The following is a 24498-nucleotide window of genomic DNA, read 5'->3' on the forward strand; positions in this document are numbered from 1 at the left end:
CATAATTCATGTAAAGCTTAGATTATCAGTATCAGCAATACGCACAACGGCAGGCTATAAGTACTCATTCTATGGCTTGTCGTTTCTTTATTTTTGTTATACCAATCGCGAACTTAAACCCTAGATTCTAACAATAAACTACCCAATTCTTAATCTGTGATAAATCTCACTACGTGAATAATTGTATTATAATAAGATGTTTCTGTTGGTTTGTTTTCAGCTTGCTTGAATATCGTGTAGTCCAACACCCCTATTTAACATTAATAATTAAAACGATAACAAGGACAGACAATGTTTAAAAAATTCCTCTACATGTCAGTGGTTTTAGGTTTTTCTGCTAACGCAATGGCACAAACTCAAGGCCATCTTCCAGTACCTGCCGATAAATTCAATATGATGAATTGGAAAATAACAGTACCTGAAGACAGAGATCAAAATGGCAAGATTGATGAGATTGAAGGGGTGGCGATGTTTAGCTATTCAAACCCTGATTTTTTCTATCTAGATGATAATGGTGACATGGTTTTCCAAGTACAAAATAAAGCCATCACCACATCGGGTTCTTCAAATGCTCGTTCTGAACTACGCCAAATGCTACGTGGTACGGATTTAACGGTTGATGTTAAAGCGCCAGCCAATAACTTTGCAATTCCGGCTCATAAGAATGCCGATCAATATGGTGCAATTGGCGGCAAGTTGTCTGCTACCTTGAAAGTAAATCATGTTTCAACGCATGCTAACCAGCCAGATAAGTTCCCGGCATACTCTGTGGTAGTGGGTCAAATTCACGCTAACAAAGATCCAAAACTTATTGCCGCTAATACCACTTTTGGTGAAGGTAATGAACCGCTTAAAATCTTTTACAAAAAATGGCCAGGACACGAAAATGGTTCAGTATTTTGGAACTACGAACGTAACCTAGCTAAGAAAGATCCAAACCGGGTTGATATTGCTTACCCAGTATGGGGCAACACATGGGATAACAAAGCCGATCCTAAAGATGCGGGTATTGCGTTAGGTGAAGAGTTTAGCTATGTGGTGAATGTTGAAGGCAATATTATGCATTTAACCTTCACATCGAAAAATCATAAGACGGTTAAATACAATATTGACCTGTCTAAAAATATCGATGCTAACGGTAAAGTCGATCCAAAAGATAACCCACACGGCTACGCACAAGATTCTTTCTATTTCAAGGCCGGTGCTTACGGTCAATGTAGTGTGAAAGATGATGCGGGCTTCTGGTCTCCAGGTTGTGCTGGTACTGGTGATTTCGCCACGGATATGAAAAATGGCGACTACAACAGTGTGTCTTTCTCTGCGCTAGAAGTAAGTGGTCCAACGGCTAAAAAATAAGCCTGATGTACTTATTAATAAACACAATAATTAACTAACGTCAAAGCCCGCTTTCTCCCCAAGTTAAGCGGGCTTTTTTTGATCAATATTGATGAGATTGGCGCAACTTGGTTCCGCTTATCTCGAGCGTGGAATGGGTGACTATGCTTGTTCTATGCGTGAATAAATCGAATTAAATTTAAGATAACAAATTGCCAAAATTGGAAGGAATAGAAAGATGACAGATAAAAAGAAAGTGCTCGTATTCGGTACTGGTTTTGCAGGCCAAGGTCACACCAAAGCATTTCGCGATGCGGGCGCTGAAGTTGTCGGAATTGTCGGTCGTAATATTGATGTGGTGAAAGAGGTCGCACAAAAATTAGATATTCCTTTTTTTGGTTCCGATTGGGCGAAAGCATTAGAGCAATGTAAGCCGGATATCGTATCGATTGCCACTCCAGGCGGCGCTCACGTTGAACCTATCACCCAAGCCATTAATGCTGGTTGTCATGTATTTTGCGATAAGCCCCTTTCTGAAAGTGGCGATAGCGCAACTAAACTGTACCAATTAGCACAAGAAAAAAAGGTTAAAACCGCTTTCGCTTCTAGCTTTTGTTACATGCCGCATATTATTCAAGCCAAACAAATGGTGGCAGAAGGTCTTATCGGTGAACCATTAGAAGTTGAATGTATTTCTCATTTCAATCTCGATAAACACATTCCCTTTGGCTGGTCACATCGCATCGAAAATGGTGGCGGTCGTCTAAATAACAACTTCACACACTTAGTGTCGATTGTGACCTCTGTGATTGGCGAAAATATTTTATCCTTTCACGGTGAAGTGCGTAATGACATGCCAAAAGCGCCGGTTGTTCAAGGGGTACATAACTTCATGGAGCGTCGTAATTTCATTCCTAACGACTTAAATGATCCGTCTTTAGAGTGGAAAGATTGCGATGTGGAATGGTCTTACACCGTACTGATGCAACTTGAAAGCCGCATTCCAGCGAAACAACCTGTCTCTGTGTTATTTAAACACGGCGGTTTAGTTCCTCGTTTTAACGAAGATCATATTGTTTTTCATGGCAGCAAAGGTTCTATTTATATTAAAGGTAACTACGGTGCGGGTCCTTTGTACCTTCTTGATCAAGAGGGAGATAAACAATGGCAAGAAGTGACTCTACCGGCTGAGATTAAAAAATTACTGCCAAATATCGAAGATGATACACAAAGAAGTTGGACCCACCTTGCGATTCAATTAGTCAAAGATGTGAGTGGCGAAACGGTTGAACCTTACCAAACGTTTAAAGAAGGTTCTGAGTACCAAGAGATCATCGATGTGATCAGAAACGGAAATAAATAACATGAAAATTACTGGCGCAGAAGTCTTTGTTGGTGGCCCAAATAAAAACTATGTCACCCTTAAAATTATGACCGATGAAGGCATTTATGGTTTAGGTGATGCCACTTTAAACACTCGTGAAACCTTACCGGCTCATTATTTACAAGAATATTTGATCCCGTGCCTAATCGGTATGGATCCGCGTAAGAGTGAAGATATTTGGCAATATTTTTACCGTGGTGCTTACTTTCGTCGGGGCCCGATTGCGATGGCGGCAATTGGTGCTATCGATATGGCATTGTGGGATATCAAAGGCAAAATTGCAGGTTTGCCACTGTACCAACTTTTTGGTGGTAAAAGTCGCGATGCGGCAATGGTTTATGCTCATGCCTCGGGTAACGATCTGGCAGAGTTGATGGATTCAATTGCTTACTATCGTGAACAAGGTTACCAAGCGGTACGTGTCCAATGCGGCATTCCGGGGATGCCAAAAGATGGCGGCTACGCGGTGGCTGAAAAAGGCAATACTAAAAACTACATTACCAATTTTTCAGGCAATGGACCCAAAATCGAAACTTGGAACACCGATAAATACATGCGTTATATGCCAGATGCTTTAGGAGAAATACGCGATAAATTCGGCTGGGACATGAAATTATTACACGATGTGCATCACCGCTTATTACCACGTGAAGCGGCGCAGTTTGCTAAAGAAGTCGAACAACATCGTTTGTATTGGTTAGAAGATCCAACCCCAGCGGAAGATCAATCGGCGCTTGAAATAATTCGCCAGCACTCCACCACCCCGATTGCTATCGGCGAAGTGTTTAACTCGATTTATGATTGTAATAAGCTAATCCAAAGTAACTTAATTGACTTTATCCGTGTATCGGCCACTTATGCTGGCGGTATCACTTCGGTCAAACGTATTGTGGATTTAGCCGCGTTGCATAATGTGCAAACCGGTTTCCATGGCGCGCCAAGTCACTCACCATTATCAATGGCGGCACAAGGACATTTGAATGCTTGGGCTCCTAACTTTGGTATTCAAGAATACTTAGTGTTAGGCACACCCGAATGTGACGCATTATTCCCATCAGAACATAAAATGGAAAATGGGTTCTTCTATGTCAGCGACGCGCCTGGCTTAGGTGTCGACTTTGATGAAAAAGAAGCCTCACGCTACGAATTTAAACGTGGTTACCATCCAGTCACTCGTTTAGAAGATGGGACGGTGTGGAATTATTAAGACCGACTCATAACAAAACAATCACGAGTGATTAGAGGCCGTTATACCAAAATAGTTACCGCCCCTTAATATAACTCATGAGCCACAAAGCCCGTTTACGTCCAAGTTAGCGGGCTTTTTCATTTTGCATCTTACACCAGATCATTTGATGTTCTTTATTTCCCACCACATGATAATTAACGTCATAAAAACCATAAGCACCATTGATTCGTGACGTTTAATTGCACTTGCTCCCACTTCGCCTAACTGCCAATGCGTATGCTTATCGCTCGACCATAATTGTTAACAATAATTTAACACCATGGCTGAGTAGAATAATAAATCGAGATCGAGCGATGCTGGTCGATACTCATTAATTACCCTAAGTTATTGAAGGGTATGTATAGGACATACGAAAAGGATGTAAGTTGATGATAAAATTAAAACAACTCTTCGCTGGCGCAGTGATCGCAACCACTTCACTTCTCTCGGTTAATTCTGCTGTCGCGGCCGATTACCCACCACATACTATCAATATGGTTGCTCCATCGGGTGCAGGTGGCGGTTGGGATCTCACCATCCGTACCGTCGCGAAAACCCTAAAAGATACTGGCATTGTGAATTCTAATATGCCCGTGATTAATCGTCCTGGTGGCGGTGGCGCGGTCAACTTAGCCTATATGCAAACGCAAAAAGGCAAAGGCGATTTGATCTCAGTTTACTCACCACCCATTTTGTTAACTAACTTAACCGGCTTAACGCAATACAGTTATAAAGACACCACCCCTCTCGCACGTTTGATCACCGATTACGCCGCTTTTGTGGTACCTGAAAATTCGAAATACCACTCAATTAAAGAGGTGATGGAAGCGCTTAAAAAAGATCCGAAATCAGTCAAGATTGGCGGTGCATCTGCCGCCGGTTCTATGGATCATATTCAATTCCTTTTAGTGGCCAAAGCCGCAGGTGTTGAGAACCTTCGCCAAATTGATTACATCTCCTTCCAAGATGGCAGCCTAGTGGCTCAAGCGCTCGGTGGGCATGTTGATCTTATTTCAACCGGTCTTGGCGATGTTGCCGGCCTAGTTGAAAGCGGCAAATTGCATGCACTGGCACAAACGGCGGATAAGCGCATTGGTTCTGGTCTAATTGCAGAGATTCCAACCGTAAAAGAAGAAGGCATTGATGTGACGTTCGAAAACTGGCGTGGTCTGTTTGGCCCGAAAGATATGCCAGCCGATGCAGTTAAATACTGGCAGCAAGCGTTAGAAAAAATGGTTGCAACGCCAGAATGGAAAGCCGCGCTAAAACGTAATGGTTGGGATAATGCTTATCAAAATGATAAAGATTTTACCTCTTTCCTATCCACCACTAATGAACAATATAAATCATTGATTAAAGAAGTATTTGGTCGATAAGTTCGTTATCAAAAGTAACAGGCAAGAAGGGGTTGCGCTCTTCTTCGCCTTCTTTTAACCATGACAAGTGAAGGTGAGATATGTCAAAACAACCAAATTGGGATGGCCTAACGGGGCTATTTAGTATTGTCTTTGGGCTGACTTATGGAGGTTATGCCTACAACATGCCTCAGCCCATGTTTGGCAATCCACTTGAAGCGATTTTTATGCCGCTTGCTATATCGGCTATCGCAATTTTTATCGGTGTCTTGCTTATCATTAAAGGCGGGATACAACCTTCGATTCTGGCCATAAAATCGTTGCTCAATGAAAGCCAACAAAGAAAAGTGGATCGTCGTAAGATCGCCATCACTTGTGTGATCAGTTTTTTATACGCACTGACTTTTGAGCATCTTGGCTACGTTGTCAGTACTTTCTTCTTTATGTTTGCCATGTTGATGGTGACTTGTGGACAACAATACTGGAAAAAAGGCGCATTAATCGCTTTTGTTTTCGCCACTGGGGTTTTCTTCACCTTTAATGACTTACTTTCAGTCAACCTCCCTCCTTTTCCATTATTTAACTAACGGAGCTAATCATGACGGATATTTTAGCGAGTTTAATGGATGGTTTTGGCATTGCGCTGCAGCCTTATTATTTATTTTTGATCACATTGGGCGGTATTTTAGGCACAGTGATCGGGATGCTACCGGGTCTTGGCCCTGCAACTGGCGTGGCTATTTTGCTTCCAATGACATTTTCTATGGGGCCAACCGCTTCATTGATCACCATGACTGGTGTGTACATTGGCGCGATGTTTGGGGGTTCACGCAGTTCGATTTTAATCAATACTCCGGGAGATGGTGCCGCGCTTGCCGCCACCTTTGATGGTTATCCTATGGCAATGAAAAGTTGACGCTACGCGCCAGAGCTAAATATGTATGAGCCATTTAGTTCGGCTATCGATATCAAATAGTTAGAACCAACAACATTGATTAAGCGATGCAGCGGTTGACTATTATTTACGTAACAACATCACAGCGAGTGTCACGACTGCACACCCAATAAGAACTATGCCTAAATTTTGTACCACCCCCGCCAGAGCTAAGCCAGCAGCAATGAGCAAATAATAACTCAGCCCAAATAATGCCCCTGCACTGCCCACTTGTTGTTTATAGTCGTTCAAAGCCATACTCAGCACATTTGGGATCGCGATACCAAATGACATCACCACCAGCAGCATCGGAATAACAAAGCAGATAGACCCTAACATCATATATACCCCAATTGCGCCAATAGTGAGTAATATCACCGCTAACCACAATAAAAAGCCTTGTGACAGTTTTTTACCTAATAACACTGTATTTAAGTAACTGCCGAGCAAGCTGCCAATCCCCAATGCGATACCGCTATAACCAAACTTATCCACTCCAAAACCGAGCTCGGAAAAACGAAATGCACCAAGTTGGTAATAAGAGAAAAGAGCAATATTGTATGACGCCACTAATAATGCCGATAACCAAATGTGTCGGTCTTTTAGCATACGAGCACTTAAGCTGGCTATTGCTACAGGCTGTGTTTGTTGTTGTGTTTCGGGAAGCTTAAATAGATTATAGCTAAATAGCACTAACGCCATAATAAATAAGGCGGAAAATACATATTGATAGCCTCCTATTAAAGACAATTGACCACCCAAAAACATGCCCAAAACGGGGCTAATAGAGATCCCTATCCCCATGAGACTAAAAACTTTACCCAATTCTTGCGCACTAAAAACATCACGAAGCATGGTCTGTGTGATCACTGACGCTACCGCGATACCGAATGCACTGAATGCCCGAGCAAGCATAAGAACGGTGAAGTTGTTTGTTTGCATCGCCACTAAAGCTGAGCAGGCGTAAATAAACAAACCCACAAGCATCGTTGGACGCCGCCCCCATTTATCCGCCAATATTCCCCACACAACCACACCAATCGCAAAGGCAGAAAAATACACTGAGAGTGTTTGGGCTGCTTGTGGGTAGCTCACAGAGAACGATTGAGCAATCGAGCCTAAAGCAGGACTGTAAATGGTTTCAACGATTTGTGGAAACATCAACATTGTCACCATCAACCATAAAGAAGGTTTTGTATTCATCTTGTTCTACTCATTGTGAATTAACTTGGCGGGCAGTATAGATGACGCTATCATTTGCCCATTAACAACATTAAAACCAAAAACAATAAGATTAGGACAAATGGCAATTATTAATGAACACTCCCAATTCAATGCGGATGCATTAAAGAGTGCCGTGATAGGAATCGCAGCGGATGTTGGTCGACATGACTCAGGCATGCACCAGCATCAAAAAGGACAGTTGCTCTACGCCTCTCAAGGATGTATGAGTTTTGCTTTAGAGCACTCATTGTGTATTTTGCCACCAACAAAAGCGGTTTGGATACCCCCATCCACTCCACATCGAGCGATGATGACCAACGTCGTCGCCTACCGTTCGCTTTATTTCGATTGCGAGATTGTAGACAGCCCTAATGACATCAAGATTATCGACGTTGATCCTCTCTTAAAGGCGCTCATTGATAAAATGGCATTATGGGAATGGGGTAAACCTGAAGATGAAATGAAAAATACAACCGTGCTTTTCTGGGAAGAATTCTACGCAGCTAAATGCCATTCTTTCCAATTACCTTTACCATCAAATCGTCGACTTGAAAAATTTAGCCAACAACTGATGCAAGAGTCTTTTTTGATCCCGCCGCTTAATGTCCTCGCCCAATCCGTTGGCGCAAGTACCAAAACACTGACACGACTATTCAAAGCCGAAACGGGCATGTGTTATCAAGATTGGAAACAGCAATGGCGCTTATTAAAATCGATTGAATTATTGTCGAGAGAAAAACAAGTCAGTGATGTTTCCCATTGGCTAGGCTTTTCTTCGGATAGTGCTTTTATCGCCTTCTTTAAAAAACAAACAGGAGAAACACCGCTGCGATTTATGAAGAAAACGACAGATTAAAACTTAATAAATTCAATATATTGTATATTCATCGATTAAAAAGGATGATGCGAAAATACATCTTCGATCATTTGTTCTAAAACCGCTTGATCATCACACACCCTGGCATAACTACGTAAACCCGCGATTTGATTTAGAAGTGGTTTTAGGCTTGTCACAAAAAGTGATCAGTAACTACGTCAACCATGTCGCTAAAACGCCAATGGATAGTCGCTTTGCTGAGTTTGCTTGGAAGTAATATTTCATTATAAAAAAATGGCTGCGGATATAATCCGCAACCATTTTTATTTAAATACCCTTGTTATCCCTGAATTTAGGTCTAACCTCGAATGATTTGATCAACCGTGGCGCGATCCAATCTTTCTGCTAATGCGGTGAGCAGTTTCACCGTATTCAAGTAATCTTGTTTATGGATCATTGATGTGTGTGAATGGATATAACGAGATGGAATACCAATCGACAATGAAGGAGCACCAGCGCCATTGATATGCATCGCACCCGCATCTGTACCACCACCATTGAGTACTTGATATTGATACGGAATGTCAAGCTCGGTACAAATTTGCAATACAAATTCGCGTAATGCTTTATGCCCAACCATAGAGGCATCTTTTAAGGTGATTTGTGGCCCTTTTCCCATCACACCTTTGCTATCACATCCCGGTGTATCATCGGCAATACCCACATCAACCGCAAAAGCAATTTCAGGATCAACGACATTGGAAGCGGTACGTGCGCCGCGCAAACCCACCTCTTCTTGCACAGTGCCAACGGCGTAAATTTCATTAGGATGAGATTTACCTTGCAGGTTATCTAGTACATCTAATGCAATCGCACAACCAATGCGGTTATCAAACGCTTTACCAACTAAATAATCTTTGTTGATCATCTCGCGAAATTCGATATAAGGGGTGATCATATCTCCTGGCTTAATACCCGCCTGATCCACTTCCTCTTTACAGCTGACACCCACATCAATATACATTTTGTCGATTTCAACCGGAGTTTTACGCTCTGCTGGAGTGAGAATATGTGGCGGTTTACTGCCAATCACCCCAAGAATTTTTTCGCCACTGGCGGTAGTAATTCGAACTTGTTGCGCCAACATCACTTGGTTCCACCAGCCACCTAAAGGGGTAAACTTGATAAAGCCTTGCTCATTGATTTCAGTCACCATAAAGCCAACTTCATCCATGTGACCCGCCATCATAATGCGTGGTCCATTGGCGATACCGATTTTTTTACCTATGATGCCACCAAGGCGATCATATTGGATCTCATCCACTTTACCGGCTAAACGCGCTTCCATGTATTGACGGCATTCCGCTTCATTACCTGGTACAGCATCAAGCTCTGTCAGAATTTTTAATTGTTCAATTTTATTCGTCATTTTGATCCCTATTATACTTCTTGAGATTGAAGATCTATATTTTGTTCGTCATCAGAACCGCCTCGTTCGATACGATCACTGGCAGCCAAGATTTTCTTGATAAGAATCGAACAGATAAAGGCGACCGCCACGATACCCACAGCTAATATAGTCAACAACTGAAAATAATCACCATAAGTATTTTGCACGAACTGCTGAGAAATCTTTTGACCTTTATCAAGTGCAATTGAAGTCGAGAATACTGCGCCAACTACTCCACTTAGTGCAATAGCAACCGAAAACAAACTCACAGAGAAATTTTCGATATGCTTTGGCGTAACAGACAAAATAAACGCCACCGCTAAACTACCTACAATCACTTCCGAGAATGCTTGGAATGAATGTGCAAGGAAAAAGTATTCCGGCACGATCACCGCATCAGAGCCCACAGATTGCGCCGCAAAAGTTAAAGTCCCAAATGCCAATGTGGTCATAATAAATGCAAATCCCACCTTTGTTGCAGTGGTAAAAGTGATGCCTTTTTTCTCAAGGTTGACGAAGATAAACGTAATAATCGGGCCGGCAACCATACACCAAAGCGGGTTCAATGCCATGGCAGCTTCAGGAGGAAGAGGAATAAAACCAAATAAGTCGCCGCGTAATGTGTTGATCGCAACCATATTCATCGAAGTCATCATTTGACCGTAATAAATAAAGAATGCCACCACTAGGATCAACATCAGTAAGATGGTACTCATGCGCATCGCTTCGGCTTTAGGTGCACGTAGCATCAGCAATATAAAGTAACCTATTGCGCCAAGTGCTAACGCATAGATAATGTATTGACCCACATCCATATTTGAGAACATAAAGAATACCGTGCCAAGCATGGCAGCTGACAAGACTAAGAACTGAATCATTTTGTTGGTTGGAATAGGCGCTTTATCAATATCAGTTGAAATCGCCACAATGTCTTTACGCAATATATATAAAACCAGGAAACCAGTGAAAGCCACAAAAGCGGCAATTGCGAAACTAAAATGAAAACCAATGACGACGACAATAATTGGGAACAAATACTGAGATAAGAACGCCCCAACATTATTGACTGAATAGTTAATTGGATAGGCATTTTCAAAGTCATTTTCATTTTTAAACGTGCGACGAAATAAACCAGGGAATGTCGGTGACATTAAAGCAATGCCAAACCATGAATAAGTTAGAGGCAATGCTGGAGTATTTATATCAACGTGACATCGCTGATATTGATTGGGCGGACATTGCTATGCGCTTTGGATTTAGCGACCAACCCCATTTGATCCGCACTTTAAAAAAACAAATTGGATTAACCCCTCAACACTACGCGAAACAAAGAGGCTTGACGATTGATGTGTATAGCGGAGTACAAACCTGATCAGAGCTTTGCATCCTTGTTGCCATATTGCTCCACTTTCTCTCTCAATTTTTGTTTTTCGGTATCACAGATAAAGCTCGCTTCAATCGCATTAAAACTTAACGCCATTAATTCCTTATTGGTGATGGGTAGCGCCTTCGCCACTGCAATAAAATTCGCCGTCATATAGCCGCCAAAATAAGCCGGATCATCGGAATTAATGGTGACACATAAGCCTTGGCGTAATAATTCAACAATGTTGTGTTCGGCCATGGTTTCAAACACGTTCAGTTTGATATTTGATAATGGGCATACCGTCAGTGGGGTTCGCTTAGCAATGAGCTCTGCCACCAGCTTGGGGTCATCGACACAACGTACACCATGATCAACCCGTGAGACGCCAAGCAACGAGATCGCATTATCAATATTCTGCGCAGGCCCTTCCTCCCCTGCGTGGGCAACGGTTAAAAAGCCATGCTCGATGGCAGTTTGAAAAACCTCGGTGAATTTTTGTGGCGGATGACCCTCTTCGGAGGAATCTAACCCTACCGCAATGATCTTATCTTTAAAAGGCAGCGCTTGTTTTAAGGTTTCAAAGGCTGAGTCTTGATCTAAATGACGCAGAAAACACATAATAATTTGGCTTGAAATACCAAGTTCTTCCTTTCCTTGTTTTAACGCTTTATCAATGCCATTAATCACCGTATCGAACCCAATACCCCGCGCGGTATGAGTTTGGGGATCAAAGAATATTTCAGTATGAACCACGTTATCTTGTCGGCAACGTAGCAGATAAGCCCAAGTCAGATCGTAAAAATCTTGCTCATGGATCAAGACATTAGCGCCTTGATAATAAATATCGAGAAACGATTGTAAGTTATTGAATTGATATGCCGCTTGCACTTCTTGCGGTGAAGAGAAAGGAATAGAAACTTGGTTGCGCTTTGCCAGCTCGAACAGTAAATCTGGCTCAAGAGAACCTTCAATATGCAGATGCAATTCGACTTTAGGTAAGCCTTGAATAAATTCGAGTTGTTTTTGCTTCATTGTCTACTCCCTTGTTTCAAACTGATTGATCAAAATGAGCGAGTAACGATTCGTTGCTTTGAATGATAAAATTCACCAATATGCATATTAAGTGTATACGCTAAAATAAAAATTGCAGTCAGGTATTCCTAACCTGACTGCGATGCCCACAAGACTTCTGATCTCAATTAAAATCAAGGGATAAAAACAGCCGAGTCTTATCTATTGCGGTCAATTCAGGAGAGCGGTGGACTAAGCCTGAGTCTTCATTTCCTAACCACATTTCGCCTTTCAATAAAGCCACATCCCCCATTCTTAATTGTTGAATCGAATCGCTGTCAGGATATAAACCAGATTGATGATCGGGTAAACCTTGATTTCCAGCTCCTAAGCGCTTTCGATTAACCTCATGGTGCGCCAACCACTGAGTTCCAACGCCACTGTAGGTCGTCACTAACCTACATGGCACATTATCAACATGAAACCTTGGACACATTGCCCGATCTAATGTTGCGAGTCGTAATCCGACATGGCGTAATTCAAATAAGCAGCAGAACATTGCCACTAATATTGAAATATCTGCGATTAATTCATCACGACACTCCCAATCTTCCAAGCTTGGAAAAATATCCGCTTTAACGCTGTCTGGGGTAACGGTCTTTTTAATGTTTACAGTTAAACCTTGAAGCAAATGAGCTTGGATACTCGCCTCTAGATCATGAGATACTTTTCTTTGCCAAATTGAAATATTATTTTCTGGTTGATAAATCTGACTTAAAATTTGTGCATGTTCACCTATTGCGACTTTTTGAATTGCAGTGTCATCTAAAGCAATATGGCGCGAGGATTCAGCGTTACGCATGAGCAAACTCCCAGATTGGAAAAGGGTCGGTAAAATCTTGCCAAGCGCCTGTTTTTAATTCCTCATCATTAAGCAAGCACATATCCAAAGCTTGGATCATCGCTTCTTTATTGAGTCCTTGCCCAATAAAAACAAGTTGTTGTCGTCGATCGCCATAAGGTTCAAGCCAAGCTTTGTGAATTTCATCAAGTGAGGCTTTATCAGTGGGCCAGTCTTCTTTGGCAATCGCGCTCCAAAACATCCCCGCAAAGCCATGATCGGCGATACCACCAGCCTGACTCCATTGTCCGACCATATCAGCTCGACTGGCTAACCAAAAATACCCTTTCGATCGGAGAAGTTTACCGAACGGTTCTAGCGCATGCAGAAATTGATAAAAACGTTCAGGATGAAATGGGCGACGAGCGAGATAATGAAAACTACTAATGCCATATTCTTCTGTTTCTGGAACATGCTCTCCACGGATCTCTTTTAGCCATCCAGCTGCTTGCTGTGCGCGTTCAAAATCAAATAGATGAGTATCTAAAACAGACTTGATGTCCACTCGACCCTGTGAAATAGGGATAATCCGAGCGGTGGTATTTAATGTTTTTAGAATAGCGGTTAATTGCGCAATTTCACTCGCCCCGATCAAGTCAGTTTTACTCATTAAAATGACATCCGCGAACTCAACTTGATCGATCAATAAATCAGCAACACTTCGTTCATCGTCATCACCAAGATGTTGCGTGGTGTCTTGTAACATCTCAGCGTGTTGATAATCGTTTAAAAAATTAACCGCATCCACCACTGTCACCATGGTATCGAGCGTCGCTAAGTCTGATAACGATTGGCCATTATCATCAGTAAAAGTAAAGGTCTCTGCAACCGGTAAAGGTTCAGAAATGCCGGTAGATTCAATCACTAAGTAATCAAATCTTCCTTCTTGAGCTAGCTTAGTAACTTCGATCAATAAGTCTTCTCGTAAGGTGCAGCAAATGCAGCCATTGCTCATTTCAATTAATTTTTCTTCACTATGATTAAGCGATACACCGCTTCTTACCATTGCGGCATCGATATTGAGATCGCTCATATCGTTCACGATCACCGCCACTTTTTTACCTTTTCTATTATTTAGAATATGGCTTAAAACCGTGGTTTTTCCCGCGCCTAAAAATCCTGATAGTACGGTAACAGGCAGTCGATATAACCTTGTCTCATTCATCTTCTTCTCATTCACCATTAATACAATGGAAATGTTATAACATAACAACAAGGTGTTTTAATAGCCTATTTTCCCATTGACTTGCATATAACGCACAACTCTTAAATCAAAAAAAACCTAAGTAAACGAATTCACTTAGGTTTTATTTATGATTTTAAGCTGGTTAACGACAAGGCGTGGATTATTTTTTCTGTTCCATATGCGCATTCATGACGCGATGAGCTTGCTGCCACTCTGGTGTCGATTGCAGTTCATTCAAACTAAAGCTTTGTTGTTTTAATAATGACATCGCTTGTGGCACTTCGGTGATCGGCAAGTTGTCGAGCACTTCAATCGCGGCTTTGCGGTTATTGCACATCAGCACCATGTCACAACCGGCTTGCATCGATTTAAGCGAACGCTCGGCAGGACCGCCCATAATGCTCGCCCCTTCCATGTTTAAATCATCGGAAAATACGATCCCTTCAAAGCCAAGTTGATCTCGTAATACCTTTTTTAACCAATAGCTTGAACCACTAGCAGGTTGATCATCGTAATTAGGATACACCACATGCGCGGGCATCATGGCATCGAGAATTCCGGCTTCAATTTGCGCTTTAAAAATCGCCATATCAGTTTCAAAAATATCATCGCGCTGATCAAATGGGGTTTCGTAATGCGAATCGACCACCACCCCACCATGACCAGGAAAATGTTTACCTGTGGTGGCCATGCCGACTTGTTTCATGCCTTGCATATAAGCGCTGCTGTATTTCAAAATGGTGGCTAAGTCTTCGCCAAATGCGCGGTTGCCTATCGCTTTACATTGGAAGGTTTTATCCAAGACTGGCGCAAAACTTAAATCGATATCGTGTGCGATCAGCTCAGCTGCCATTAGCCAGCCACCCATTTTTGCCGCATTGACGCCATCGAGCATGTTGGCGTAATCTTTGGCGGCAGGAATCGCGGTAAAACCATCACGAAAACGCTGTACACGCCCACCTTCTTGGTCCACACCAATTAAAATCGGACGCTTCGCTGCTGCTCGAATCGATTTATTGAGTGCCAATAATTGCTCGTTATCGTGGTAGTTACGCGCAAATAAAATCACGCCGCCCACGGTTGGATGCGCCAGAATTTCTTTTTCTACTGCGTCGATTTCAAACCCTTCGACATCTAACCACAATGGACCCATTCGTTATTCCTTTTAAAATATGACTAAATCACGATGCTATCGCCATATTTTGACACTATATGAGGGTATACTCAAAGCACAATATTGCTGTTAAAGGACGATTTATGGAAAAGTACATTGGCATTATGTCGGGCACCAGTTTAGATGGGGTCGATACCGCACTAGTTACTACAGATGGCAAACAAATCAAATTGTTAGCGCATGATTTTTTCCCGATGCCGCCCGATCTTAAAGCCGATGTATTGGATGTGTGTATTGGTCAGCAAACCAACTTAATTAAGATCGGTGAAATCGATCATCGCCTTGGGCATGTGTTTGCCGATGCGGTCAATCAATTGCTATCCACCAGCAATACCGCCCCAAGTGAAATAACAGCAATTGGCAGTCATGGTCAAACCGTGTTTCATGCGCCAGACTCAACCTACCCATTTACCATGCAAATCGGTGATGCCAATATTATTGCCGCCAAAACTGGCGTGACAACTGTGGCCGATTTTCGCCGTAAAGATATGGCATTAGGCGGCCAAGGTGCACCTTTAGTGCCAGCATTTCATCAAGCCTTATTTGATCATTTAGACAATAATATTGTGATTTTAAATATTGGTGGTATTGCCAATTTGTCGATTATTAATGGTGACCAAACCTCCGGCTATGATACCGGCCCGGGCAATATGTTGATGGACTCATGGGTACAAAAGCATTATCAGCAAGCTTACGATAAAGACGCTCAACTCGCGCTCAGTGGCACAGTTGATCAAGCGCTGCTACAAACCATGCTGCAAGAAGATTATTTTAAACACCCTGCGCCTAAAAGTACCGGACGTGAATTATTCAACCTGCCTTGGCTTGAAAATATCCTCGTGAATTTTTCGACCTCTATTGCCGATGTACAAGCAACGTTAGCCGAATTAACCGCCCTCACGATTGCAGAAGAGGTGAAAAAATTTGAACAACAAAATAACCTAAACGAGTTGTTGGCTTGTGGCGGCGGCGCACAAAACCCTTTACTGATGCAACGACTGGCACAGCTTCTTCCCCAGTGGCAAGTGGGAAACACCCTACAATATGGAATAGATGCCGATTACATGGAAGCAATGGCGTTTGCTTGGCTTGCTCATCAAACTATCCATCGCCTACCGGGTAACTTGCCTGCCGCAACGGGTGCATCTCGCCTTGCTGTGCTCGGTGCGATTTACCGCGCAGATTAAGTACACTTCCTGTTCGCATTTTTAACTAACAAGTTTTCACTTCAAAAAAATCGTCAAAAACACCTCCCGTTTTTGGCGATTTTTTTATCTCCATCGCAAATTTCCAATGAAAAAGCATACTTTTATCAATCCTAATGAATGAAATTAAACTGTAACATTTGCGACATCAATACTTCACAATTCTCTTTTAGAGTAATCGCAACCCCAAAGAAGACATGTAAGTCTCATTAAATCAATAGGATCAATACAATGAAAAAAGCAGTACTGGCTTCCGCTGTTCTTGCAGCACTTATTTCAACTTCTTCAATCGCCGCTTCTGTCTACAAAGATGACAGTTCAGAAATCACTTTAGGTGGTCGTGCTGAAGCTCGTTTTAATGTGTCAAATAATAATGAATATGATGCCGCAGGTTTAAAAACGAAAAGTAACTTTGACGATAAAACCCGTGCTCGTATCAATATCTCAGGTAACACTCAAATTAGCGATGGTTTAACCGGCTTTGGTACTTATGAAAATGAAGTCTACACCAGTGGTGAACCTATTTTCACTCGTTACCTATTTGCTGGTATTGGCACTGAAATTGGTAATTTCTCATACGGTAAACAAGATACTGCATTAGTGATGATCACCGATTTTACCGATACCATGGCAACCTTTGGCGCAGATGCCGATGGCGAGTTAGCGATTAACGCAGGTAAAGATAAACGTGGCAATAACTTTGCTTATGAAGGTGAATTTTCTGGTTTAACCATTGGTGCTAACTATGTCGCTGGCGAAGATAAAGACAGCGATCAATATTCACTTGGCGCTAAATACTCATTTGATTTTGGTCTTGATCTTGGTGTGGGTTATGCTGGCGGCAAATCGGCTGATAACGACGTAAATCAAGTAGACTTAGGCGCACAATACTCTATTGCTGACTTCACTTTTGGTGCCCTATACGAAATAAGTAATAATGATGATAACGCCATTGGTGACAATGATGGCTACGAAATCTCGGCTCAATATAAGTTCCAACAGTGGACCTTCGTTGGTGTTTATAACTACGCAACCACCAATGATGGCGATGACGATGCAGTCGATAACTTCGCGTTGGAAACCGTTTACAAATTCAACAGCAACCTACGCACTTATGTCGGTTACAAGTTTGAGCAAATCGACGACTTAGATGACCAACTGCAAGCGGGTATCCGTTACGATTTCTAAGCAACAATCTACATAAAATATCGATTAAGCCAGGCTCATTTGTCTGGCTTTTTTTATGCCATAACGCCTATCAAATTCACCTTATAAACCGTTTAAAGACCAACAAGTTATTTTTATCGTGACAGGAAAAATATTTCACAAGACGTGACTTCACATAATTGTTAAGGTCCGCAACATTCGCTACTCATGACGTTAATAACTTGTTATATTCAATAAAGACCTACATTTTATAGTGGCATGAAACTTAACCTTAGTGATCAAAAAACTATGACAGATAAAATCATCGTTGGATGGCGTGAAATGCTTTGCTTGCCTGACCTTGGAATTGATCTCATCAAAGCCAAAATTGATACTGGTGCGCGCAGTTCCTGTTTACATACCTTCAAACTCGAAACCTTCGAGCGCGATAATGAGCTTTGGGTTCGCTTCTGGATTCACCCATTACAAAATAACGATGAATATGTAAAAGAGTGTGAAGCCAAAGTGCTCGATCAAAGGACAGTCAAAGACTCTGGTGGTCATCAAGAACAAAGATATGTGATTGAGACTACACTTAGGTTTAACCATCAAGACTGGCCAATCGAAATGACCCTCACTAATCGAGAAAACATGTTATTTCGCATGCTCTTAGGCCGCACCGCGATGCAAAATAAAATCATCGTCGATCCTAGCGCTTCATTTTTAATTACTTAATTTCAACTATTTCTCAAGGACAGTTCATTATGAAAATCGGAATTTTATCGCGTAATAAGTCATTGTATTCAACCAAACGTTTAATTGAAGCGGCACAATCTCGTGGTCACGAAGTGAAAGTGATCGATGCCCTACGTTGCTATATGAACATCAACTCAGAGCAGCCACAAATTCACTTTAAAGGTGAAGAATTAAAAGATTTTGATGCCATCATTCCACGTATTGGCGCATCGGTGACCTTTTATGGTACTGCGGTTTTACGTCAGTTTGAGATGATGAATGTTTACCCTGTCAATGAATCGGTGGCGATCACTCGTTCGCGTGACAAGTTACGTTCAATGCAGTTACTTTCGCGTAAAGGCGTTGGCATGCCAATTACAGGTTTTGCCAGTAAACCGGATGATATTAAAGACTTATTAGAAATGGTTGGCGGCGCGCCCGTGGTGATCAAATTGCTTGAAGGCACCCAAGGTATCGGGGTGGTATTAGCCGAAACTCGTAAAGCAGCCGAAAGCGTACTGGAAGCCTTCATGGGGCTTAAAGCCAACATCATGGTACAAGAATATATTAAAGAAGCGGGCGGTGCGGATATTCGTTGTTTTGTGATTGGCGATAGGGTGATCGCCGCCATGAAACGTCAAGCGGGCGAAGGTGAGTTTCGTTCAAACCTACACCGAGGCGGAACGGCATCACTGGTGAAAATCACCCCAGAAGAGCGTAAAACCGCCGTCGCCGCAGCAAAAATTATGGGCTTAAACGTCGCAGGCGTGGATCTACTACGCTCTTCTCGCGGTCCATTAGTGATGGAAGTCAATTCCTCACCAGGTCTTGAAGGCATTGAGGCAGCAACAGGGAAAGATGTTGCAGGGATGATCATTGAATTCATTGAAAAGAATGCATCTGAAAAAGGAACCAAAACCCGTGGACGAGGCTAAATCGAAGTCAATTAAAGCAACCGATACTCAACCAAATGAGAATGTTGCTGCACCCGCTAAAAAAAGGGTGAAAAAGAACCCAGCTTTCGAATTCATGGGCAACTCAATTGCTGCCGGTGAACGTAAAGTAATGGAAATTGAAACAGCGAAGTTGTACACCAATTCACCATTATCGATCCCGGTTGAGATCATTCATGGTAAATATGCCGGTCCGACTTTGCTATTGGATGCGGCGATTCATGGCGATGAACTCAATGGCGTAGAGATCGTGCGTCAGATTATTGAAAAAACCGATGCCAGTAAATTAAAAGGCACCTTAATTGCTGCGCCGATTGTCAATGTTTTTGGCTTTATTCATAAGTCACGCTACCTGCCCGATCGCCGCGATTTAAACCGTTGCTTCCCGGGTTCAGAGAAAGGCGCATTAGCTTCACGTATTGCGCATACTTTCTTTACTAAGGTGGCACAACAAGCCGATTACATTGTTGACTTACATACTGGCGCGATCCACCGCACTAACTTGCCGCAAATTCGTGCTTGTTTAGACAATGCTGAAACCATACGCATCGCAAAAGCGTTTGGTACTCCGGTTATTATTGATGCCGCGTTGCGTGATGGATCTTTACGCGCCGAAGCAGAAAAACACGGTATTCCAGTATTAACTTACGAGGCTGGTGAAGCACTACGCTTTGAGCCGATCGCGATCAGTGCTGGTGTATTGGGGATCACACGGGTAATGCAAGAACTTGGTATGTTGCGTCCAGCGCGTAAAAAAGTGCCTGAATCGGTGATTGCGAAATCCAGCAGTTGGGTTCGCGCCGACAGTAATGGCATTTTGCGCACTATGGTGACATTGGGGGATCGCGTCAGCAAAGGGCAAGTATTGGCGTATATTAGTTCGCCACTTGGCCATGTTGAAATTACCATGAAAGCGCCAAAAGAAGGCATCGTAATTGGCCAGCAAACACTGCCTTTGGTCAATGAGGGTGATGCGGTATTCCACATAGCTTACTTTACCGAAGATAACGATTCGGTCGGCGATAAAGTCGAAACCTACATTGGGGATGTGATTGAAAATGTAGAGTTACGAGATGAGAGCATCACCACCGGCTTTATTGCGGTTCCTCATCAAGTAAAACCTTAATCTTCAATTAAAAGCAGTTCTAAATACATAAAGCCAGATCATCAGATCTGGTTTTATTTTTGATGCTTAATAATGATGTTTTAAACGTATAAAGAGGCCGCTTTACCCATTCAGAAAATTTAATGAGCGAACAAAATTGGATGCAGAGAAAAGTGTCAAAGGCCATGGATGGCCTTTTCTCAAGCGACCAAGGACGGATCAGCGTCTTTTCGGCGTATTCAAATTGATCGAATATTAAATGGAATTGGTATAATAACCAATAACCAATAACCAATAACCGATTTATTTTATTGCTTCTTTTTCATCTTCTGGCTGTGCGGTATCGTCGCTTTCTATTGATTGATTGTCGCTGGAATACTCTTCTAACGCTTGCTCCACAATGCCTGCCACCTCTTCCGTATGTTCAGGCGCCGCTTTTTCAACCGTCGAAAGCACATCGGCGACGGTATGATCCATATCAATCGCTTCTCTATCCGCCGCGCGCATATTTTCCGTTGCTTCAGTGACGCTATCGACCCACTGTTGAGTAAATTCAGGGATTTTTTCTGGGTCAACTTCGGCTAAAATTTCCATCACATTGAGCTTCTCATGTTCATTCGCCGAACTTATCGCCGCTAATGAAGAATATGCACTTTCAGGCCCTTTATGAATAAGCCATTCCACCAGTTTTTGCGCTTGTTGATAATCCGATTTCGTCGCTACAACCACATATTCAGCCAATTTATCAGGTGCACTCAATTCTAAAATCCGATACAACAAAATAAGATCAACACCACCTAAATCCGAAATCCGAAATCCGAAATCCGAAATCCGACTGATCAAAGGCACCACCCAATCAGGCTCTTCTAGTGAGACAGAACGCAAATAACGCACCGCTTCATTACTATTCTCATCAAGATTATCTTTATCGAGTAAACTTACTAATTCTTCATACGCGAGCTCAAAGGGTTGAGAGTGCTCTTGATATTCAACACGGGGATCCAACTCTTCCGTAATAGCTGATGGACTGTGCATCACAAAGCTTTCTTGATCTTCCACTGGACGCGCCTGGCGCACCGACATTCGATACAAGATAAAAATAACCAAGCTCAATTCAAGTAAGATGAACACTCCAAATAGCGCATCATTACCCCAATATTGCATCGCGACAGAGGCGGTGTATGGACCAATAATCGAGCCGACCGCATAAATACAAAGCAAGCCTGACAACACTGGCACTAACTGAGTTTTTAAGGCGCGATCAAAGGTTTCTGAAATGCTTAGCGGGTAATAACAAGCCACTCAGTCCGTGACTGGCCATTAAAAAAAAGGAACTAACACACAGCAGTATTAGGGGACGTATCGCCGCCATCGCATTCATAATAATCCTTTATGACTTCATGCTTTTAAATCGGTAACATCTTAATACTTCAGATGATCTTCAACACAAAATAATAACATAAAGCCATAAACGATAACATAATGAAACAGCGGATAGCTAAGTGATCTCAAGAGACACGGCTTAGATACTTAACTGCCCACTTTAGATTTTAGATCTGCTCAATCAGGGTTAAAACATCTTGAGTCGAACCAGTTTCAGCCATGCGAGGGAAGATTAAGTTCACGCTATTATTATGGGTATCAAGATTTAAATCTGTCATTGCATCTGTCGCTAAAGTCACGTTATAACCCAGCTCCCATGCTTGACGAGCAGTTGATTCCACGCCAATGCTGGTCGCTACACCGACGATCACAACTTGAGTAACGCCTTGCGCTTTTAAATATTGATCAAGGTCGGTATTAACAAATCCGCCCCATGTTTTTTTAGTCACAAGGTGATCGCTTGCTTGTACATTTAAACGCGCATCCAGTTGTATAAATTCGGCTGGGAACTCACCATGTGAAGCGCCTTGATCGGTACGACCCGGCGCACCTGCCGCAACATTAACAAGAACGACCGGTAGATTTTTGTCACGAAAAGCCGTCACTAACTGACATGATTTTTCCACCACAGGATCGGTATCGTGGCAAGTTGGCAGGGCCAAAATTCCTGTTTGTAAATCAATCACGATTAAGGCAGTTTTTGGATCTAAGGTTGTAATAGACATCGGCTCTCCGGCTTTAGATAAAATAAGTAATGATAATAATGTAACTAATCGCAATCATAGACCGGAAAGCGTGATCTTGGTTCAATTTTGTGTCAGGTTTATCGATTCTCTTTCCACCTTTACTAGGGGCTGTTGATCTTTCGTGATTAAATTTTGTTCGAGATAAAAGCCTTTTAATCGAGGCAAAAACAACCACGAAAGATCAACAGCCCCTAATACTAATTCAGTCAATTTAATGATCGTTCAAAATTGAGTACAGAGAAAAGTGTCAAAGGCCATGAATGGCCTTTTCTCAAGCGACCAAGGATGGATCAGCGCCTTTTCGGCGTATTCAAATTGATAAAATATTAAACGAAATTGGTATGGCATAAAAAAACGAGCCACAAAGTGATCCACTTTCGTCGCTCGTTTTTATAGAGAAAAAATTGAAATTTATCGTTTATAGATATTCACACAAGTAAGCGGTGGGAGTCGCTACTCTTAAATCAAACGATGAGTCACCAATGACATCAAAGGCTTGTCCTGCTTCATAAGTAACCCATGCTTCAGTGCCTGGTAATTTTACCGTTAGCGCGCCTTTTACTACCGTCATTTTCTCTGGCGCGGCGGTGCCAAAGGTGTATTCACCAGCCGCCATCACACCAACACTGCTATCGCCATCGGCTTGAGTAAAACCTAATGATTTTACTGAACCTTCAAAGTAAGTACTTTCCTTGATCATTTTGACTTCCTTAATAAATTGACTTGTCATACTTGAATCTAATAAATGGACATTTCTTTTTATCTGAGCTTGGATACGTACTCAAGATTTATTTTTATTAGTGCGGAGTTTTACTCACTTTAATAACGATTTTTCCACCAAGCGCTCAAAGGCTTGCATGGTTTCGTCGGCTTTCATGATTCGGTTATGTCCATACCCTTGCACGCTAATCAAATCGACCCATTGACTTTGCTCACTCATTTCAACACTAATACTATGGTTGGCAAACTTATCCTCGCTGTCATGCACGATCATAGTAGGTGCTTGACGCTCGATTAAACGTTTTTGTGGATCGATACTTTGCAAAGGATATTGATATTGGCTTTCCACTTCTGAAATCACTTCATTAAATAATTTAATCGAAAAACCAGAGCGTTGGATCATCAGCATTAAGTTATCAAGATAATTGACGACCGGGGCTACAAGCAACAAAGGCTTGTCTTTTAAATTGCGATGTTTCGATTCTAAAACCGCGGCGCTGCCCATGCTATGAGCGACGATACCGGCAATATTATCAACAGAATCTGCCATCGCATCCATTGCATTAACAAAAGCGGGTAAATGGCCATAACGCCCACCACTTTCACCATGCCCTGCGTAATCAAAGGCTAAAGCGGTAAACCCTTGCGCGGCAATATGCTCCATTAAAGGAAAAAATTGCGATGTCGAGCCCGACCAACCATGCGTGATCAGCCATACCGGCCCTTCCCCTAATGAGTAAGTGGCCAGTGGTCCTTCTTCGCACGCGACTTTGCCTCGGATCAGATTTTGTGGATCTGGGTTTTTCGCCTTTAATCGCGCTGGAGTTAACAGCAGTTTTTTGGCAGTTTTAATCGCATGTTTACGAGCAATCGTATGATGTAAACGTGTGGTCACATTCACCATGCTGCGCTTAACACTAAAGCGACCGGGAGTATTAAAGTAAATCTTATTGCTCATAAAGTGATCTCATGTCTTTTTAAACTGGGTGCATTGTCATATCTTCACAAGTAATATCATATTGAGATAATTAATAATAATGGAATTTGTTAAAATTAAGTTAATTGCCGTTTTACTGATACTATCTTGAACATAATATCTTTTTTATTTGTATTATTTATACTGGAATCTGTCTTTTTCTC

General features: G+C 42.2%; 22 protein-coding genes and 4 pseudogenes. 14 read left to right on the forward strand and 12 right to left on the reverse strand.

Annotated features, from left to right (window positions below; translation table 11 throughout):
- Positions 1-291: 291 nt before the first annotated feature.
- The 6 genes from GFB47_RS15590 to GFB47_RS15615 all read left to right on the forward strand — a co-directional run bounded on the left by GFB47_RS15590 (position 292) and on the right by GFB47_RS15615 (position 6218).
- Positions 292-1356, forward strand: coding sequence for a polysaccharide lyase family 7 protein (locus tag GFB47_RS15590; RefSeq protein ID WP_153448887.1), 1065 nt, complete (start codon positions 292-294; stop codon positions 1354-1356).
- 217 nt (positions 1357-1573) lie between these two features.
- Positions 1574-2698, forward strand: a complete 1125-nt coding sequence (locus GFB47_RS15595; protein ID WP_153448888.1) for a Gfo/Idh/MocA family protein — start codon at positions 1574-1576, stop codon at positions 2696-2698.
- Between the two features lies 1 nt (position 2699).
- Positions 2700-3926 (forward strand): D-mannonate dehydratase ManD, encoded by a 1227-nt coding sequence (manD, locus tag GFB47_RS15600; RefSeq protein WP_153448889.1) that lies wholly within the window; start codon positions 2700-2702, stop codon positions 3924-3926.
- Positions 3927-4336: 410 nt separating this feature from the next.
- Positions 4337-5323: a Bug family tripartite tricarboxylate transporter substrate binding protein gene (locus tag GFB47_RS15605; protein WP_153448890.1), complete on the forward strand. Its 987-nt coding sequence runs from the start codon at positions 4337-4339 to the stop codon at positions 5321-5323.
- A gap of 80 nt (positions 5324-5403) precedes the next feature.
- Complete coding sequence (locus tag GFB47_RS15610) at positions 5404-5889, forward strand: tripartite tricarboxylate transporter TctB family protein (protein ID WP_153448891.1); 486 nt, start codon at positions 5404-5406, stop codon at positions 5887-5889.
- Positions 5890-5900: 11 nt separating this feature from the next.
- Positions 5901-6218 carry a tripartite tricarboxylate transporter permease gene (locus tag GFB47_RS15615; RefSeq protein ID WP_225874333.1) on the forward strand — a complete coding sequence of 106 codons (318 nt, stop codon included), beginning with the start codon at positions 5901-5903 and terminating at the stop codon, positions 6216-6218.
- Between the two features lie 102 nt (positions 6219-6320).
- On the opposite strand, the gene GFB47_RS15620 is transcribed toward GFB47_RS15615, so the two are convergent.
- Entirely contained in the window at positions 6321-7439 is a 1119-nt protein-coding gene (locus GFB47_RS15620) for a multidrug effflux MFS transporter (RefSeq protein WP_153448892.1), read from the reverse strand.
- A 100-nt stretch (positions 7440-7539) separates the two neighbouring features.
- Between GFB47_RS15620 and GFB47_RS15625 the strand changes: the two genes are divergently transcribed.
- Positions 7540-8316: an AraC family transcriptional regulator gene (locus tag GFB47_RS15625; RefSeq protein WP_153448893.1), complete on the forward strand. Its 777-nt coding sequence runs from the start codon at positions 7540-7542 to the stop codon at positions 8314-8316.
- A 35-nt stretch (positions 8317-8351) separates the two neighbouring features.
- Here GFB47_RS15625 and GFB47_RS16635 read toward each other — a convergent pair.
- A pseudogene (locus GFB47_RS16635) lies at positions 8352-8447 on the reverse strand (TetR/AcrR family transcriptional regulator); the annotation flags it as partial.
- 2 nt (positions 8448-8449) lie between these two features.
- Between GFB47_RS16635 and GFB47_RS16640 the strand changes: the two are divergent.
- Positions 8450-8554 (forward strand): annotated as a pseudogene (locus tag GFB47_RS16640) (carboxymuconolactone decarboxylase family protein); the annotation flags it as partial.
- Between the two features lie 81 nt (positions 8555-8635).
- On the opposite strand, the gene GFB47_RS15630 reads toward GFB47_RS16640, so the two are convergent.
- Together GFB47_RS15630 and GFB47_RS15635 are read right to left on the reverse strand one after the other, a co-directional pair.
- On the reverse strand, positions 8636-9706 hold the full coding sequence (locus GFB47_RS15630) for a M42 family metallopeptidase (protein WP_153448894.1): 1071 nt from the start codon (positions 9704-9706) through the stop codon (positions 8636-8638).
- Between the two features lie 11 nt (positions 9707-9717).
- Positions 9718-10881: pseudogene (locus GFB47_RS15635) on the reverse strand (POT-type proton-dependent oligopeptide transporter); the annotation flags it as partial.
- On the opposite strand from GFB47_RS15635, the pseudogene GFB47_RS15640 reads away from it, so the two are divergent.
- Positions 10872-11099 (forward strand): annotated as a pseudogene (locus tag GFB47_RS15640) (helix-turn-helix domain-containing protein); the annotation flags it as partial. The pseudogenes GFB47_RS15635 and GFB47_RS15640 sit on opposite strands and share 10 nt — an antisense overlap.
- Here the strand turns inward: GFB47_RS15640 and GFB47_RS15645 are convergent.
- The 4 genes from GFB47_RS15645 to nagZ form a co-directional block, all read right to left on the reverse strand.
- Positions 11100-12125, reverse strand: a complete 1026-nt coding sequence (locus tag GFB47_RS15645; RefSeq protein ID WP_153448897.1) for an adenosine deaminase — start codon at positions 12123-12125, stop codon at positions 11100-11102. It lies immediately after the preceding pseudogene.
- 163 nt (positions 12126-12288) lie between these two features.
- Positions 12289-12966: a DUF1826 domain-containing protein gene (locus tag GFB47_RS15650; RefSeq protein ID WP_153448898.1), complete on the reverse strand. Its 678-nt coding sequence runs from the start codon at positions 12964-12966 to the stop codon at positions 12289-12291.
- A complete protein-coding gene (gene zigA, locus GFB47_RS15655) occupies positions 12959-14170 on the reverse strand; it encodes a zinc metallochaperone GTPase ZigA (RefSeq protein WP_153448899.1) in 1212 nt (403 codons plus the stop codon). Before zigA ends, GFB47_RS15650 begins: the two co-directional genes overlap by 8 nt.
- 181 nt (positions 14171-14351) lie before the next feature.
- Positions 14352-15344 carry a beta-N-acetylhexosaminidase gene (gene nagZ / locus GFB47_RS15660; protein ID WP_153448900.1) on the reverse strand — a complete coding sequence of 331 codons (993 nt, stop codon included), beginning with the start codon at positions 15342-15344 and terminating at the stop codon, positions 14352-14354.
- A gap of 104 nt (positions 15345-15448) precedes the next feature.
- On the opposite strand from nagZ, the gene GFB47_RS15665 reads away from it, so the two are divergent.
- The 5 genes from GFB47_RS15665 to GFB47_RS15685 all read left to right on the forward strand — a co-directional run bounded on the left by GFB47_RS15665 (position 15449) and on the right by GFB47_RS15685 (position 20530).
- Positions 15449-16552, forward strand: a complete 1104-nt coding sequence (locus GFB47_RS15665; protein WP_153448901.1) for an anhydro-N-acetylmuramic acid kinase — start codon at positions 15449-15451, stop codon at positions 16550-16552.
- Between the two features lie 249 nt (positions 16553-16801).
- Positions 16802-17758, forward strand: coding sequence for a porin (locus tag GFB47_RS15670; protein ID WP_153448902.1), 957 nt, complete (start codon positions 16802-16804; stop codon positions 17756-17758).
- Between the two features lie 267 nt (positions 17759-18025).
- Entirely contained in the window at positions 18026-18451 is a 426-nt protein-coding gene (locus GFB47_RS15675) for an ATP-dependent zinc protease family protein (protein WP_153448903.1), read from the forward strand.
- A 29-nt stretch (positions 18452-18480) separates the two neighbouring features.
- On the forward strand, positions 18481-19386 hold the full coding sequence (gene rimK / locus GFB47_RS15680; protein ID WP_153448904.1) for a 30S ribosomal protein S6--L-glutamate ligase: 906 nt from the start codon (positions 18481-18483) through the stop codon (positions 19384-19386).
- Between the two features lie 94 nt (positions 19387-19480).
- Complete coding sequence (locus tag GFB47_RS15685) at positions 19481-20530, forward strand: succinylglutamate desuccinylase/aspartoacylase family protein (RefSeq protein ID WP_178306547.1); 1050 nt, start codon at positions 19481-19483, stop codon at positions 20528-20530.
- Positions 20531-20812: 282 nt separating this feature from the next.
- Here the strand turns inward: GFB47_RS15685 and GFB47_RS15690 are convergent, their stop codons facing one another.
- From GFB47_RS15690 to GFB47_RS15705, 4 genes are all read right to left on the reverse strand, one after another.
- A complete protein-coding gene (locus GFB47_RS15690; protein ID WP_153448906.1) occupies positions 20813-21811 on the reverse strand; it encodes a hypothetical protein in 999 nt (332 codons plus the stop codon).
- 248 nt (positions 21812-22059) lie between these two features.
- The gene (locus GFB47_RS15695; protein WP_153448907.1) at positions 22060-22617 is read right to left on the reverse strand and encodes an isochorismatase family protein; all 558 of its coding nucleotides are present in this window, start codon (positions 22615-22617) and stop codon (positions 22060-22062) included.
- Positions 22618-23056: 439 nt separating this feature from the next.
- On the reverse strand, positions 23057-23338 hold the full coding sequence (gene ppnP / locus GFB47_RS15700; protein ID WP_153448908.1) for a pyrimidine/purine nucleoside phosphorylase: 282 nt from the start codon (positions 23336-23338) through the stop codon (positions 23057-23059).
- 114 nt (positions 23339-23452) lie between these two features.
- Positions 23453-24316 (reverse strand): alpha/beta hydrolase, encoded by an 864-nt coding sequence (locus tag GFB47_RS15705; RefSeq protein ID WP_153448909.1) that lies wholly within the window; start codon positions 24314-24316, stop codon positions 23453-23455.
- Between the last annotated feature and the right edge of the window lie 182 nt (positions 24317-24498).

Source organism: Vibrio algicola, assembly GCF_009601765.2.
GTDB classification, from domain to species: Bacteria; Pseudomonadota; Gammaproteobacteria; order Enterobacterales; family Vibrionaceae; genus Vibrio; species Vibrio algicola.

Excerpts from the sequence above, each read along its gene's own strand:
- GFB47_RS15590 (WP_153448887.1), top strand. The coding sequence starts at position 292 with ATGTTTAAAAAATTCCTCTACATGTCAGTGGTTTTAGGTTTTTCTGCT.
- GFB47_RS15595 (WP_153448888.1), top strand. The coding sequence starts at position 1,574 with ATGACAGATAAAAAGAAAGTGCTCGTATTCGGTACTGGTTTTGCAGGC.
- manD (WP_153448889.1), top strand. The coding sequence starts at position 2,700 with ATGAAAATTACTGGCGCAGAAGTCTTTGTTGGTGGCCCAAATAAAAAC.
- GFB47_RS15605 (WP_153448890.1), top strand. The coding sequence starts at position 4,337 with ATGATAAAATTAAAACAACTCTTCGCTGGCGCAGTGATCGCAACCACT.
- GFB47_RS15610 (WP_153448891.1), top strand. The coding sequence starts at position 5,404 with ATGTCAAAACAACCAAATTGGGATGGCCTAACGGGGCTATTTAGTATT.
- GFB47_RS15615 (WP_225874333.1), top strand. The coding sequence starts at position 5,901 with ATGACGGATATTTTAGCGAGTTTAATGGATGGTTTTGGCATTGCGCTG.
- GFB47_RS15620 (WP_153448892.1), bottom strand. The coding sequence starts at position 7,439 with ATGAATACAAAACCTTCTTTATGGTTGATGGTGACAATGTTGATGTTT.
- GFB47_RS15625 (WP_153448893.1), top strand. The coding sequence starts at position 7,540 with ATGGCAATTATTAATGAACACTCCCAATTCAATGCGGATGCATTAAAG.
- GFB47_RS15630 (WP_153448894.1), bottom strand. The coding sequence starts at position 9,706 with ATGACGAATAAAATTGAACAATTAAAAATTCTGACAGAGCTTGATGCT.
- GFB47_RS15645 (WP_153448897.1), bottom strand. The coding sequence starts at position 12,125 with ATGAAGCAAAAACAACTCGAATTTATTCAAGGCTTACCTAAAGTCGAA.
- GFB47_RS15650 (WP_153448898.1), bottom strand. The coding sequence starts at position 12,966 with ATGCGTAACGCTGAATCCTCGCGCCATATTGCTTTAGATGACACTGCA.
- zigA (WP_153448899.1), bottom strand. The coding sequence starts at position 14,170 with ATGAATGAGACAAGGTTATATCGACTGCCTGTTACCGTACTATCAGGA.
- nagZ (WP_153448900.1), bottom strand. The coding sequence starts at position 15,344 with ATGGGTCCATTGTGGTTAGATGTCGAAGGGTTTGAAATCGACGCAGTA.
- GFB47_RS15665 (WP_153448901.1), top strand. The coding sequence starts at position 15,449 with ATGGAAAAGTACATTGGCATTATGTCGGGCACCAGTTTAGATGGGGTC.
- GFB47_RS15670 (WP_153448902.1), top strand. The coding sequence starts at position 16,802 with ATGAAAAAAGCAGTACTGGCTTCCGCTGTTCTTGCAGCACTTATTTCA.
- GFB47_RS15675 (WP_153448903.1), top strand. The coding sequence starts at position 18,026 with ATGACAGATAAAATCATCGTTGGATGGCGTGAAATGCTTTGCTTGCCT.
- rimK (WP_153448904.1), top strand. The coding sequence starts at position 18,481 with ATGAAAATCGGAATTTTATCGCGTAATAAGTCATTGTATTCAACCAAA.
- GFB47_RS15685 (WP_178306547.1), top strand. The coding sequence starts at position 19,481 with ATGGGCAACTCAATTGCTGCCGGTGAACGTAAAGTAATGGAAATTGAA.
- GFB47_RS15695 (WP_153448907.1), bottom strand. The coding sequence starts at position 22,617 with ATGTCTATTACAACCTTAGATCCAAAAACTGCCTTAATCGTGATTGAT.
- ppnP (WP_153448908.1), bottom strand. The coding sequence starts at position 23,338 with ATGATCAAGGAAAGTACTTACTTTGAAGGTTCAGTAAAATCATTAGGT.
- GFB47_RS15705 (WP_153448909.1), bottom strand. The coding sequence starts at position 24,316 with ATGAGCAATAAGATTTACTTTAATACTCCCGGTCGCTTTAGTGTTAAG.